We start from the raw sequence: 14,998 nt of genomic DNA, 5'->3' as shown, positions 1-14,998 counted from the left end.
AAAATGAATCAAAAAATATATAAAACATTGAATTTCAATTACCTAAAACACTTATAAGACACATATTTTAGAGCATGACAAGCATTACCTCCTCCAAATTGGTCCATAATCTCGCTAAGCTTTCCCGAAAAGAAAAGGCTCGTTTTCTCGACTTCGTCAACTCCCCATTTTTCAATACCCATCAACCAACACGCCGGCTTGCCCATTTACTATTGGTTGAATTCGAGGATTGGCAACAACTGACTAAATCAAAACTCAGTCACTTACTTTTCCCCGACCGGCCTGAGGATGAACCAGCCGTAAGTAATGTGATGAGCTACCTGATGAAGTTGCTGGAAAAATTTCTTACGCAGCTTGGCCTGGAAGTTTCCGATCAGCAGGATATTTATCTGCTTCAGGCAGCCCATTACCGCCAAATGACAAAATTGGTCGATAGCACTTTCAAGAAAGCTATCTCCCCCAAAAACAGACTCGCTAAACGAGGTGCCCAACAGTTGCTCCGGGAGTACCAATTGAATAATCTTCGGCACAACACCTTTCGCTGGGAAGACCGTTTCAAGGCAGATGAGAGCCTGAGCCGTGCCTTGCGCTCTTTAGAGAATTGGTGGCTGGTAGAGAAGCTCGACAAAGCCGGTGAACTAATGGCCCTCTCCGGTGCCGGTAAGGATAAGCTCACGCCTACTCCTGAAATTCTGGAACTCACCAAATTGGATCTTCCTGAGGAAGAACCGCTGGCACTGCTCTTCCAAAAATGCCTCCTTACGATGACGGACCCCCAGGAAGAAGCACACTATTTTGACCTTAGAAGCTTACTGAAAACCCACGAGGACTCCCTACCGGTTACTGACCAGAAACGAATACACCGGCATTTGCTCAACTATTGCGCCAAGCGGGTTAACCGGAATGAGTTGAAGTACCGTAAAGAGATGTTTGCTATTTACCAGGAGTTAGCGGCCAGCAAATTGATTCTGGAACGTGGATATATTCAGCAGATAACGTATAACAACATCACCTCACTGGCCTGCTTGTTGGGCAGCCTTGAATGGGCGGACAACTTTGTTGAGGAATACCAACAGCACCTGCTTCCCGAAGGAGCAAAAAGTGCATATTCTTTCAACCTCGCTAAAGTCAGATTTTTTGAAAAGCGATTTGACGAGGCATTGCTACTGTTCGGCAAAGTAAGATTCATCAATCCGTTTTACCAATTGAATTGCCGGGTATTCCAGCTCAAGATTTATTATGAAAACGGAGAGCAAAGACTACTGGAATCTAACCTGGAGAACCTTCGTTTGTACCTCATGCGTTCCAGACAAGCTACCAGTTTCAGCAAATTAGGCAAACGGTTTGTTGTTTTGCTGAAGATGTTGATCCAGCTAAAAGAGGAACAACTAAGTTTGCCTCCGAAGGTTTTCCAACAGCGGCTTGAGAAATTAAAGGAAAACATTACCAGCAAGCCTTCCGCTCTGATGGATAAAGATTGGTTACTAAAGAGGGTTGATGAGGCGCGGACGCAGGTGCCACACAATGGTTAAAAGAGCAAGGCTAAACCGCACTTTGCCCATATCTTTTCTTTGCACCTGCGGCCCCGCCCAAATAAGGTAACTACAGCAACCTATCGCTTGCGTCGTTTGCGCCTTGCCGCCTTTCTTTCTTCTTTCATCAACTGCTTGTGCTCCAAAAATTCCTCAAGCCGGCCCCGCTCCCGGAAGAATCTTCTCCGCCCCAGGCGAAACTTAGCCTTGCTTTGCCCGTCCTTGCCGGGCTCAACCACCAGGTACACCCGCCAACCGGCGTGCGCGTAACCCGTAGGCGCTGGTGCTTCACGCAAAACGCCACGCCCGATATTCCGCAGCGGAATAGAAACCAGTAAGTCTGGCCCCGTCGCAGTATCAATTACCCCCTCAACAAATAAATGAAGCGGGGTAGACTGGATTTCGGTTCTGGGCAACCAAACCCGTCCACTATCCAGTTTTACCTGAAAGCTCGTCGGGCCAAAGAAAACACGGTTAAAGCGTTTTCTCATTTTCGCTTTGCGACCAATTTCCAGGAGCTGCGGCCAATCGTTTAATTCCAGATCGGTCAGTAACAGGTTAAGGTTCCCCTGCGTACTGTCCATCACGAGCTGGCGAGCTTTTTCATCCATCATGCCATCAACCTTGCCATCCATGGTAAGGGTACCACGTAAATCCCCCAGTCCCTTCAATGCAGGGATCTCCATTTTACTCAATGCCCGGGTCAATTCCTCCAGGTCGAGTTTGTCCGTTTTCCACTTAATTGAAAAGGGGGACTGAAGCTCCTTGTCCAACTGGTAAACGGCAGAAAAGCCTACCTGGCCGTCCCCCAGTTTAAAACCAGAATCCTCCAGGATTAATCGGGTAGAATCCCTGAGGTGAAGACCGGCATGTACGTCCGTAAACTTCGTTTCCTCATCCGTCCAGAAGGTGTCGATTGCTAAACTAAGGTCCGGCCGAAAGGAATTAAAGATCCCTTCAGTCGCCGACAAATAGTCCTGAGGGTCAAACGCTGAAGTATCCACTGATGAAGCATCGCTGTTCTGTGGAGCCGTGACAGACCGTACGGTGCTGCCATAAATCTCCGGATCTTTATCCCCCGGATAAATGAAATACTGGATATCAGACCACAACAGATTATGTGCCCTGGCGTCAGTCTTCATCCGGAAGGTCTGGCCCGTTTCAGGGTACAGAAAGGCCGCCAACCGGTCCATCGTCCCGGTTACGGAAATCGTTTTCCTGGCCTCCTCCGAGAATAGCCTCAGGTCGTATTCTGTGTGTCCGCTGTTTGCGTTGACCACGAATTTCTGAACCGGCAGGTAAACACCCGATGGCACATACATAACCTGGCTACTATCGATTTCCAGGCACAGCGATGATTTCTCGATCAGTTTACCTAAGGTTTTAGGTGTGCCCGTGATTTCCAGATCGATCTTAAACCTACCGGTACCAAAGAAGAAGTCCTCTGCAGCAAACAGGTAATTGACGAGTTGAGGGTCGCCGCCCAATTCCAGACGAGACTGCAGCCCTTCCGGACCGGGAGCATATCCCAGTGTGCCAGTAAACAGATCGTCAGCGCCATCATCAAAGATTAGCTCCCCAACATTGGAGCCAGCTTTTATACCAATGGTATCGCTGATGATTCCCCGGTGGACAAAATCAATGTTCAGGTCCTGCGGCAAGGAGTCCAACCCGGCTGGCAATCTCAGCCCAAAATACTCCAGGCTGGGCCGGAGTCGGTTCAGGTTGAGGTGCTCAGCCTGCACATTCAGGTGGAAAGGCGTCTCCTGTTTTTGTCCTAACCCCAGGCGCGCACCGAAAGCGAGTTCACTGTCTTCCCAGGCAAAGGTTGTTTTGTCCAAAATAAGGGTATCCCGATAAAAATGTAGTCCGGTGGTAAAGTCGGTTAAGGCAAAGACGTCATAATAGGCGACGGTATCGAAATGTGCTTTAATCCGTGGCCGGAAGGTGCGCTGTAATCCCAACAGTGCCGTCTTCATCGACTCGTTCTGTGGTAGGTTGTTTGTCCTCTCCCCGGTTCCTGCCGTTTCAAAGTAGCCTTCCTCCCCGAATATCGCGAGGAAGTTTGTCCAATCGAGTCGCGGAGCGACCAGCGAAACGTCTGTTCGGATGCTGTCTGCCGGGCGATCGAGCAAAAGCGGTAACAGGTTGTCCAGGGTGCCCTCCAGTCCAAAAATGAATCCGGTCTTCAATACACCACTCTGCAGTTTAAAACGGATGTCATCCTCCTGTTTGCTTAGGGCAATCGACTGAAACGGGAACCGCAGGCCCGCAGGCCGGTAATGCACGTTAAGGTTTCGGAGGGAGAGCCTGCCATCACTGGTGGTAATTATCTCTTCCGGTGAATTTAACGAAGCATCAATATGAGTATCAAGAGAGAACCGGCCCCGGTTAAAGAAAAAATCCCTGGTACCTACCCGATCGTTAATCACTGAAGTGGGGCCGCTAAAATGCATGGGTGCCGTCAGGCGGGTGTCTCCTTCCGTCCCTCGCAGGATTGCATGTGGTGCCTCCACCAACAGTTGCCCTAAATAGCCCCTGGTGGAATCAAGCTCTATGCGCAAGTTTTTCTTACTCCCGGGAATACCTCCCTCGGCTTCTTCCAGGCGGTTGACAAAAGTTCCCGAAGTGTGAACGCCCGAAAAGTTGAATTTCTGAAAATGGAAATCTCCGCCGTCAAGTCGGAAATCAACGGTGATTTCCGGGTCCAGGCCGATACGGGGCCCGCCCAGTATTTCGGTCCTGACCGCAAAGGGGCCGGAGACGTGGTATTGCCCCAACCGCTCCCGGAGCACTTCCGGGAGGTAAGCACGGGTTGCCTCATAATCCAGTGCTTCATTGTCCAGAAACAGATGAATATCCGTATTTCCCTTCCGTCCGATTTCTCCGGAAATGGTAAGCTGTTGGCTACCTATTTGAACTTCCACGGGGGCTACAGACCAGTTGGAGTCTCGCCGAACTATTTCCAGCTGTCCACTCACCGGAGCATCAACCAGGTAGGCCCCGAGGCGGGTATTGAAAGCAATGCCTTTAATATTGGTTTCGAGGTCTGTGGCAAAAGTCAGCTGCCCTGCAGTATTTCTAAAGGCCGTGGTATGCAGCGAATCCACGTCAACCGCCATCCACTTAAAGCGGTGGGGGTACAAATAACTCAGGGAGACATTGGACACCGCGACCCCTACCCCATTCCAATCAAAAGTGGGGTTTAGCGGACTACGCTTTTTAGGTTCTTTGCCCGTTTTGGGTTTCAGCAGGTCACCAAAGTTGAAACCTGTTAAGGAGTCCCGGTAAACATAAACACCCCCATTGTGAAGTTCGAAATGCTCGAGTTGCAGGGTATCCCGCAGCAGCTTCCTCACCGATACGGTTCCACTCAACCGACCAGCGGAGATGACGGCAGGCTCCGTTGCCGGCCGGTTCGGATCTCTGACGACCAGGCTGTCGATCCCGACCGTTATTCGGGGGAAAGTAGTAAACACTTTAAACTCAGCTTTGCGGAGTGAAATTTCCAATCCCGTCTTTTCAGACAAATCCTCCACAAACTTATCCTGGTTGGCATTCACATACCACACCAGCGCACCCACCGCAATGACCACCAGCAGGACCACAACGCACAGGAGTATTAATAACCACCGGAGTATTTTCTTCAGCATCTTTATACTACCACCGGGGGATGATTGTCCGGATCAGGCAGCTCTTTTGGAACGGGAATAGGGCCTGGGTAGTTCGGGCAAGGTAATATTGCTTATTACCACAGGCTTCGGTCGTAACAAAGCTACGGTTCTACTGATAAAAAACTGTTATAACGATAGTTAGGCGCGCTTAGTAGTCTGGCAGTGCTGCCGCATGGGTAAGCTCGCTTCGCTCGTGCGGCCTTATTGATTTTGAGTAAATGAATCAGCCTTATGGCAGAGGCTGCTACGCAGCTGATAGTTCTCACAGAGGAAAGCGCGGAGGGATGCACAGAGGGAGCACAGAGTTGTCTATGCTTGTAGTGCGTTCCAAATAACAACGATAAATCCACAGGGGTTAAGTCCAGTATAGAGCCGGTTCTCTCTTGCAAAATCAATAATTCCGGGTAACCAGCCCCACGAGCGGAGAGAGCATAGCCGTGCGGTAGTCTAAAAGGCCGAAGGCCGTCTAAAAGAAAACGAGCGAAGCAAGTTTTCGTCTACCTCTCTATCCTACCACAAAGTTCACCATCCGCTTAGGCACCACAATCACCTTGCGAATGGTCTTTCCATCCAGGTGCTTAGCCACGTCGGGATGTGCCTTAGCTTCCGCCTCGATGTCTGCTTTAGAAGCTCCGGCGGGAAAATCCAGCGTCAACCGGGTCTTGCCGTTGAAGGCAATCGGGTAAGTGAAACTGTCTTCTACCAACCACTTCTCTTCCACTTCGGGGAACGGTGCAAGATGAACGCTTCCTACTCCGCCAAGCGCAGCAAAAAGCTCATCAGCAATGTGCGGCGCGAAAGGCGCGATCAGCCGAACCATCGGTTCGAGGACTGCCCGCTTATCGCATTTGCCCTTTCCTTTGCTCAGGTCGTTGGCAGCCACCATAAAGGCAGAAACACAGGTATTGAAGCTCAGCTTCTCGATGTCTTCGGTCACTTTCTTGATCAGGGTGTGCAGCACCTTCATCTCTTCCTTGGTGGCTGTGTCGTTGGAGACGTTCAGTGTGTCGTTATCGTCCACAAACAGGTTCCAGAACCGGCGCAAGAAACGGTAAACACCATCGATGCCACTCACACTCCAGGGCTTCGCCTGGTCGATGGGGCCGAGGAACATCTCGTACATCCGGAAACAGTCGGTACCGTAGCGGGCACAGATGTCGTCGGGAGTAATAACGTTATACTTCGACTTCGACATCTTCCCCATCTGGAAACTAAGCTCCAGGTACTGTTTCCCCTCCTTATCGGTTTCCCAAAGGAAGGTATCTGCCTGTTGGAGAATGGTACGAAAGTAAGCGGCATCCTGGGCCTCATCAGCCGACAGGGCGTCAATAGCTTCTTTGTAAATACGGTAGCTGGGCTCGTTGTCCACGCTGGTCTCTTCGACCATCCGTAACGGAACTTTCCGCGTACCCGAAGATTCATCAAGCACCAGATGGCCCTTGCCCAGGCCATCCACTTCCAGCGGTGTATTCTCAGCAATATGGTCACCGACCCAAACGGGGTGCCGCTGTCCATCTTCGGTCAGCATGATGCCCAGGTGGATGCTTACAATCGGCGCCCCAATCATCCCCTGGTTCAACAGTTTCTTGTAGGGCTCGCGCGTAGGCACTTTGCCCAGGTCAAAAAGGAACTTATGGATCAGCCGGCTGTAAAGGATGTGACTGACGGCGTGCTCGGCACCTCCTACGTAGAGGTCAACGTCTTGCCAGTAGTCCACCACCTCACCGGCAACGAATTCTTTATCGTTGGTCGGGTCCATATAGCGGAGGTAGTACCAGTTGGAGCCGGCGGTAGCTGGCATGGTGTCGGTTTCCCGGCGGCCGGCCGGAGTCACGTTCCATTCCGTAGCGCGTTCCAGAGGGGATACGCCGGATTCCGCACGGAAGTCTTCCATTGGTGGCAGTTCCACCGGGAGGTCTTCAGTAGCTACAACGTGGGGGATGTCGTTGACATCGTAAATGATGGGCCAGGGCTCCCCCCAGTAGCGTTGGCGGCTAAAGAGGAGGTCACGAATGCGGAAATTAACCTGTCCTTCTCCGCGGCCCATTTCAACCAGCTTGTCGGTAGCTGCTTTAATCGCATCCGGCACCTCCATTCCGTTGAGAAAATCGGAGTTGATCATGATGCCGACTTTATCCTTATTGGTCGCCCCCGGGTACTTACTTTTATCGATCACGTCGATGATCTCGATGCCAAACTTATTGGCAAAGCGCTCATCCCGGTCGTCGTCGCTCGGCACGGCCATGATGGCGCCGGTACCGTAGTCTTTCAGTACGTACTCAGAAATGTAGATCGGCACCCGTTTCATGGTGAAGGGGTTGATACAGTAGCTGCCGGTAAAAGCACCGGTCACCTTGGTTTCCGCCTGCCGGTCGATCTCACTTCGTGCACCGACGTAGGCCTGGTAGTCAGCAATATCTTTTTCCTGTTCGGTGGTAGTCAACTCCGGCACCAGATCGTGCTCTGGCGCAACAACCATGAAGGTAGTTCCGAAGATGGTGTCCGGACGGGTGGTGAAGACCTCCAGTTTCTTATCCGTGCCTTCGATATCGAAGAACGCCTGGGCACCGGTAGAACGGCCGATCCAGTTACGTTGCTGAGCTTTCAGTCCATCGGAATAATCAACGGTATCGAGGCCGGCGAGCAGCCGGTCGGCGTAGGCCGTGATGCGGAGTTTCCACTGCACCATCGGCTTTTGGACCACGGGATGGTTACCGCGTTCTGAGCGACCGTCTTTTACCTCGTCGTTAGCGAGTACTGTTCCCAGCGCTTCACACCAGTTCACGAAGCTGACACCGCGGTACGCCATGCGGTAGTTCATCAGTACGTCTGACTGTTCTTTGGCAGACATCGCCTTGTACTGTTCAGCCGTCAGGTCAAGTGCTTCAGTTTGTGCGGCGGCGAGATCGCGGGTGCCATGGGAGGTTAAATGAGCAATGAGTTCAGCAATTGGACGGGCCTTATCCGCCGCCTGATCGTACCAGCTTTCAAATACCTGGGTGATGATCCACTGTGTCCATTTGTAGTAGTTCGGATCGGAGGTATTAACGGCACGGTCCCAATCAAAACTCAGGGCCAGGGATTCCATCTGCTCCTGGTACCTTTTGGTATTCACCGCCGTAGACACACTTGGGTGTACGCCAGTATCGATGGCGTACTGTTCGGCCGGCAGGCCGAACGAGTCAAAGCCCATCGGATGCAATACATTAAAGCCCTGTTGCCGCTTCACGCGGCTCACGATGTCAGAACCAATGTACCCCAGCGGATGCCCTACGTGCAGCCCCGCTCCGGAAGGATACGGGAACATATCAAGCACATAGAACTTAGGCTTCGTGGTCTCTGTGGAGGTACGGTAGGTTTTATGTTCCTTCCAGTACTGTTGCCACTTCTTATCAATGGTGTTAACGTCGAACTTCATGGGGTATCAATCTTTGCGGGTGCAAAGGTAATGTTACTTAGGGGGTTTTAGGTTGCAAAATCCAGTTGAAGCTATCCCCTCCTGAATATGTCCCGTTAAGCATCTTCCAGCCCTCAACCGGGGATTTGACAATGGACCGAATGCTATTTTATCCTTTTCATTGCACCTGCGGCCTCGCCCACCTTCTATACTCCTCCCCCAGTCCCAACGCTTTACGGAATACCACGCGCCGTATTACTTTTACAGAATTATTGTCTACACTCAACTACATCGCCATTCTCCGCGGCAAATCAATGGGCGGCTGTGATAAATCGGCAAACGCCTCATAAGACGGAGCGGCTACGATTGGGAACCTAAAGCGATCAAGCGCGACTGCCCCTTTGTGGTAATCTTACTCTTGGGTCGCAACTCTTTGCCCTCGTAGGTTACCTTACCTTTAATAATCATCACATAATAATTCTGGCCAGTAAGCTGTCCGGCACCAATCAGCAGCAGCAATAAAATCAGGTTTCTCACAGGTCTCCATGTAAGCTTTCCGGGTTGTCGGAAGGTGGGAAAGATACGGGAAGGGAGGTAACTTATGACCAGAACGGCGCGACGGGGATAGGTCATTTTTTGCCACATAAGAAGCCCCGCAACTCCATTCGGGAGCAACGGGGCCTCTTTGAGATACCGGGAGAACCACATTATCTGCTCACCCGCCCAGATCCATCTCCGTCCATCAGCGCCAACACCTCCTCTACAGTAGCGAGGTTGGCATCTCCGAAGATAGAGTGCTTAAGAGCTGAGGCAGCCACGGCAAAACGCAGGGCCGTAGCGTCATCGTCTGGCCAGGTCTGGAGGCTGTAAATAAGGCCGCCCATGAAGCTGTCGCCTCCCCCTACCCGATCCACGATGTGGCTCAGTTGGTACGTTGGTGCGGTATACATTTTTTCTCCGTCCCACATCACGCCCGACCAGGTATTGTGGCTGGCGGAGACGGAACCACGTAGTGTGGTAATAACTTTTTTCGCTTTCGGAAACCTTGCCATCAGGGCCTTACAAACCGGTAGGTAGGCTTCCGGATCCATGGTATCTCCTTTGGTGACATCGACGCTCTCCGGATGGATATCGAAATGCTTTTCGGCGTCTTCCTCGTTCCCCAGGATAATGTCGCAGTGTTCCACCAGGGCGGGCATAACCTCTTGTGGTGATTTACCATAGTTCCACAATTTCTTGCGGTAGTTCAGATCGGTAGAGATGGTGATCCCTTTGGCTGCTGCAACCTGGCAAGCCTCCAGGCAAGCGTCGGCAGCTGTCTGGCTCAGCGCCGGGGTGATCCCCGTCCAGTGAAACCAGTCAACCCCTTCGAATACGGCGTCCCAATCAATCTCCCCTGGCTCGATAGTAGCCATCCCCGAATGATCCCGGTCATAGACGACCTTAGAACCACGTTGCATCGCACCGGTTTCCAGGAAGTATATCCCCAGACGGTCGCCGCCGCGTACAACATGACTGCAATCAACGCCACGGCCCCGAAGTGCATTCATGGCGCAGTCGCCGATGTCGTTTTTTGGTATCCGGGTGACGAACCGGGCGTCCATTCCGTAATTAGCGAGGGTTACGGCTACGTTACTTTCTCCACCGCCATAAATGACGTCGAAAGTGTCGGCCTGAGAAAATCGTTTCCAACCGGGAGGGCTTAGACGAAGCATGATTTCGCCGAAGGTGACAATACGTGGCATAATTTTTATTTTGAGGTGGATAGTTGAGGTTTATGAGAAAGCCAGACCTCCGTTAATGTCCACGTTTGCACCGTTGATGTAGGAGGTATCTTCAGACAGCAGGGAGGCAACAGCACCAGCTACTTCGCTGGCAGCTCCTTCCCGCCGCAGTGGCACATTACCAGCTACCATGGTCCGGACGGCGTCTGTGGTAAAGGTATCGTGGAAAGTAGTATCGATCATTCCCGGGCAAACGGCGTTGACGCGAATGCCATCAGGGCCCAATTCTTTAGACATGGCCCGGGTGAAAGTCATCACTCCTCCTTTCGAAGTAGAGTAAGCGGCAGACCCGCCGCCTCCACCATCACGACCCGCCTGAGAGGCGAGGTTGACAATAGCACTACCCTGTGGCATGTACGGCACCGTTGCCTTATGCATCATGAAGGTAGACTTCAAATTGAGGTCCATCACCGTATCCCAAAACTCCAGGTCCATTTCCATAAGTTTCTTCCGGGCGACGAGCCCACCGGCGTTATTGACCAGGTAATGAATCTCTTCACCGAAAGCTTTGCGGGCAGCAGCTACCAGTTGTTGGCAGTCTTCCCACTTAGTCATGTCTGCTTTCACAGCAATGGCTTTGCCACCAGCCGCTTCGATAAGCCGAATGGTTTCATCAGCATCAGAGGATTTGTTAAAAAAGTTGACAACCACATTGGCACCGTGGCTGGCTAGTTTGAGAGAGATTGCGCGACCAATGTCACGGGCGCCACCGGTTACAATGGCTGTTTTTCCTGAAAAATCCATAATCCTATTTTTAAGTATTCAATGGTTTTAAAGGTTCTATTCTAGGACATAGAATCCAGACGCTTGCAATGGCGATGGAGGCCAGGGCCGCACCGATAATGAAAGCAGGGGTATAGTTTCCTCCAGAAGTTAACCAGGGAACTAATGAAGTCAGTGCGGCAACAGCCAGCTTAGCAGCCATACCTGCCAGCCCGGCCAAGGTTCCCACTGTTTTGCCACCGAATAGATCGCTGGGCAAAGTTTGTACGTTACCAATCGCCGTTTGGAAACCAAAAAGAATGGTGGCCATAAGCAATACGGCGGTAACCGGAGCGCCTGGATTCGACATCGCCAGCAGGGCTGGCAGCATAATGACGCACCCCAGAGTGATGACAAGTTTACGGGTTCGGTCTACGTTCCAACCAGCTCTAAGCCGGTTTTGGGCCAAAAGCCCCCCGAACCAGGCACCGAACATAGCTCCCACGTAAGGAACCCATCCGTAAATACCAATGGTCTTAACATCCATACCGTATACCTCAGAGAGATAAATGGGGATCCAGAAAACGAATAACCACCAGATAGGATCAATTACCGCCGAAGCAATAATGACACCCCAGCTTTCCTTGTGAGAGAGCATGGTGATCGTATCGGGGTTGTACCCTTCGTCGAAGTCGCCATCCTCGTCAAGGTCCTGGTTTTGCTGCCCGGTGAGAATATATTGCCGCTCCTCTTCCGTTATCCAGGGATGTGACTTTGGCGGCGATTTCACCAGTACCATCCACGGGATCAGCCACAATAAACCTGCAAGTCCTACGAGGACGAAAATGGTCTTCCAGCCGAAGTGGATGGAGAGGTAGGCGATAAGTGGAATGGAAATAATGCCTCCAATGGCCGCCCCGGAATTAAAAATCCCCTGAGCAAGCGCACGCTCCTTAGTCGGAAACCATTCCGCATTCCCCTTGGTGGCTCCCGGCCAGTTACCAGCCTCGGCTATGCCGAGAATAGATCGGAAGAAGGCAAAACTCGCTACGCTAGACGCAACTGCATGCAGGGCCGTAGCTAATGACCAGACCCCGATAGACAAGACGAAGCCAAATCTCGTACCTATCCAGTCGAAGATCTTACCAAACAGCGCTTGTCCGAAGGCATAGGAAAACACAAAAACCACTGAGATGAAAGCGTATATCTCTTTGCGCTGATCGTCCGTTTTATCCGGAAAAAGATCAACGGATATTTCCGGCCAGAGCACATTAAGTGACTGTCGGTCAATGTAGTTAATGACGGTGGCCAGAGCGATTAGCCCTACTACCCACCATCTGAGTCCGCTTAATTTCATGTTTTCGGAATTGCATCCATGAAGTCTTCCCGGTGTGGGCTGAATACATCGATCAGTACACCTGCTTCCACGCATACACAGCCGTGCATCACGTGAGGGGGGATATAATAGGAATCACCGCCACGGATGATTTTCGTTTCGTCGCCAATCGTCATCTCAAAAGCACCGCTTTCAACATAAGTTACCTGACTATGGTAGTGCTCGTGCAGCTGCCCAACGGCCCCCGGCTGGAAGTCCACTTTAACCAGCATGATCTTATCGTCATATCCCATAATCTGCCGTTTCAGGCCAGGGCCAACTTCTTCCCAGGGAATGTCCTGGCCAAAGATGAATTCTTTACTTGCTTGCATTAATCGATTTTTATCAGGTGATGAACGCCCGACCAGCGGTAGGCCGTTCCATTAATGGTAAGTTCGTGGTTTGCGTTACCAGTAGCATCCTGGTTCGCCAGGAGGAGACGCCACGTCGTCCCATTTTCATGCTTAAAGGAGATTGCCGTGTAGGCTTCGGAGTCGACCAGCAGGCTTACCTCCGTGACGTGACCGTAAGGATCTCTGGCTACCTCCTCCCGGGGATCATAGTCACCGTGGGTTTCCAGTACGGAAACGAAGGTTGTAGTACTTACGCCTGGCCGTCGGTGGATAAATGCCTGGTCCCTGCGCAGGTTGAATTCCGGATCGTTGGCACCAAGCCTGACGAACAGCATTTCATCCCCCGGCCGGGCAACGGAGCTTTGGGTGTAGAAAACACCTTCGTTGAAGAAATTTATCCGTAATACATTGGTATCCGGCCGTGCGGAAGCTTCCGTCCAAAGGTGCTGGTAACCATGTTTCTCGCCCAGCGAAACCAGGGTATTTCTGGTGACGTAGGGGAAATTCGTTTGCAGCAGCTGCCCATGGTACCAGGTAGGCAGATCATGAGTGGCAGCAACAGAACCCTTAGACCGGAAAACATCGATCAGTAGCGGTTGAGCAAAGGCCGGATCGGCCAGCAGCCATTGGCTACGGTGTAGCTCGCGCCCGGGGTAAACGTTGTTAGCCTTTGCGCTGATCAGCTGTAAACCTGCATCATCCGCAACAAAAGCGTATCGATCCGGGTGGAATTTCTCTCCGATACGAATGTCTCCGTTGTAATGAGAGGTTCCTCCGATGACCAGCGTATTGTGCGCCACGCTCTGTTTGGCCCAGCTGTTGTTTTCCTCCAGGTAGCGGCCACCGCCTTTTTGGTCGATGTTGACCCATCGCGCCGCGCCGTAATCCTGAATGACCTCACCAGTTTCATTGTAGAAAGAGTACGCCAATTTATCAAAATGGCCGTGTCCCATCCCCTGCGCAGAGTACTTCATGACCAAGGTAGAGGTTTGACCATCCACGCCGTCGGCCCGAAGTACGCCAACACCACCTTCGGTACCCTCCGGGCCATCAGTATAAGCTACTGAAGCGGGGCGAAAAGGTTGGGCCTTATCTGCATCGATGGCAGCGGCTACTGCCAGACCGGCGGCATCAAGCGTTACACTGCCCTGCCGGGCAGCAATGGAGAGCAACTCCGGGTCCTTACCGTAATAGAAGTAACCGTAGTCTACTGCCTTTACCACCTCAGGAGCATAAACAGACATCCCCTTTTGGGAATCGTTCAGCGGAAAGAAATCTCCCTGAGGGCCTGCCTGAGAAAGCATACCGTAGATGGCTTTGCCGAGGATACCGTCGCGGTATTCCAACACGTTTATGTCGGGCCGTTTATCGGCCAGCAACCGGCCGAAAAGCAGGAAGGGCGACAGCGCGTAACGCAGGTAGTATGGCCCTTCGGTAAAGTAGCCGTCTGGCGAGAAGGATAAGTCCAGTTGAGCGAGGAACCCAGCGCGGCCGGTTTCGGATTTAATCAGCCCTGCATCGTCGTCGCGCAGATCATCAGGTAATTGATCAACGGGGATGCCGTACAAAGCACGTTGGACCAACTCATCGTCATCCATCACCAACCCGATCATCCCTACGGCAGCGTTCCCCCAGGTGCTATGGTTATGGATACGGTTGAAGAACTGCGGGTTCTCGACGGAGAGGAAGTCCGCCATGGGTCGGAAGAGTTCTTCGTTAAGCTTCTTCCGGGTGGCTTCATCCAGCCAATCGTAGATATCGTTGTAAGCAAGACTGACGTATACCAGCCAGTTGGCGTCATTGAGGCATTGCCAAAAGATTTTGCCCGTGGCGTAAGAACGATCGGTAGGATGGATCGGCCAGGAACGGTAGACAGCAGCGTATTCCAACAGAATATCCCGAACGAACTCAGCGTAGCGTTCTTCCCCCGTATGTCGGTAAAGGGCTGCTGCTCCCTGTAGCGTCTTCCAGTTTTGTTTGTGGACTTCGTGGGTGTAGCCTCCGGCCATATCCTTTGGCGTCGGGACTTCAAAACCCTGCTCCATAAAACCGTCGATCTGCACCTGCGTGCGCGCCAACTCCTCCGCAAACAGCGGGGGATGTACCGATTCTGCCGACTTGCCAGTACAAGACCACATACCAATAACCACAAAGAAAAGCAGGAGGTATTTCCGCATTAGT

At 51.9% G+C, this 14,998-nt stretch carries 8 protein-coding genes; 1 reads left to right on the top strand and 7 read right to left on the bottom strand.

Going from position 1 to position 14,998, the window contains the following annotated elements:
• The first annotated feature begins 74 nt into the window (after positions 1 to 74).
• On the top strand, positions 75 to 1,532 hold the full coding sequence (locus tag B036_RS0106230) for a hypothetical protein (protein ID WP_020567834.1): 1,458 nt from the start codon (positions 75 to 77) through the stop codon (positions 1,530 to 1,532).
• A gap of 80 nt (positions 1,533 to 1,612) precedes the next feature.
• On the opposite strand, the gene B036_RS0106225 is transcribed toward B036_RS0106230, so the two are convergent.
• From B036_RS0106225 to B036_RS0106190, 7 genes are all read right to left on the bottom strand, one after another.
• Entirely contained in the window at positions 1,613 to 5,185 is a 3,573-nt protein-coding gene (locus B036_RS0106225) for an AsmA family protein (protein ID WP_020567833.1), read from the bottom strand.
• Between the two features lie 526 nt (positions 5,186 to 5,711).
• Positions 5,712 to 8,624 carry a leucine--tRNA ligase gene (locus tag B036_RS34505; RefSeq protein ID WP_020567832.1) on the bottom strand — a complete coding sequence of 971 codons (2,913 nt, stop codon included), beginning with the start codon at positions 8,622 to 8,624 and terminating at the stop codon, positions 5,712 to 5,714.
• A 686-nt stretch (positions 8,625 to 9,310) separates the two neighbouring features.
• Positions 9,311 to 10,348, bottom strand: a complete 1,038-nt coding sequence (locus B036_RS0106210; RefSeq protein WP_020567830.1) for a sugar kinase — start codon at positions 10,346 to 10,348, stop codon at positions 9,311 to 9,313.
• Between the two features lie 30 nt (positions 10,349 to 10,378).
• Positions 10,379 to 11,131: an SDR family NAD(P)-dependent oxidoreductase gene (locus B036_RS0106205; protein WP_020567829.1), complete on the bottom strand. Its 753-nt coding sequence runs from the start codon at positions 11,129 to 11,131 to the stop codon at positions 10,379 to 10,381.
• 10 nt (positions 11,132 to 11,141) lie between these two features.
• Complete coding sequence (locus B036_RS0106200; RefSeq protein WP_020567828.1) at positions 11,142 to 12,446, bottom strand: MFS transporter; 1,305 nt, start codon at positions 12,444 to 12,446, stop codon at positions 11,142 to 11,144.
• Positions 12,443 to 12,796, bottom strand: coding sequence for a cupin domain-containing protein (locus B036_RS0106195; protein ID WP_020567827.1), 354 nt, complete (start codon positions 12,794 to 12,796; stop codon positions 12,443 to 12,445). Before B036_RS0106195 ends, B036_RS0106200 begins: the two co-directional genes overlap by 4 nt.
• The gene (locus B036_RS0106190) at positions 12,796 to 14,994 is read right to left on the bottom strand and encodes a heparinase II/III domain-containing protein (RefSeq protein WP_020567826.1); all 2,199 of its coding nucleotides are present in this window, start codon (positions 14,992 to 14,994) and stop codon (positions 12,796 to 12,798) included. Before B036_RS0106190 ends, B036_RS0106195 begins: the two co-directional genes overlap by 1 nt.
• Between the last annotated feature and the right edge of the window lie 4 nt (positions 14,995 to 14,998).

Source organism: Neolewinella persica DSM 23188, from assembly GCF_000373105.1.
In the GTDB taxonomy this organism is placed as follows: Bacteria; Bacteroidota; Bacteroidia; order Chitinophagales; family Saprospiraceae; genus Neolewinella; species Neolewinella persica.
This window is presented reverse-complemented; position numbering and strand designations above follow the sequence as displayed.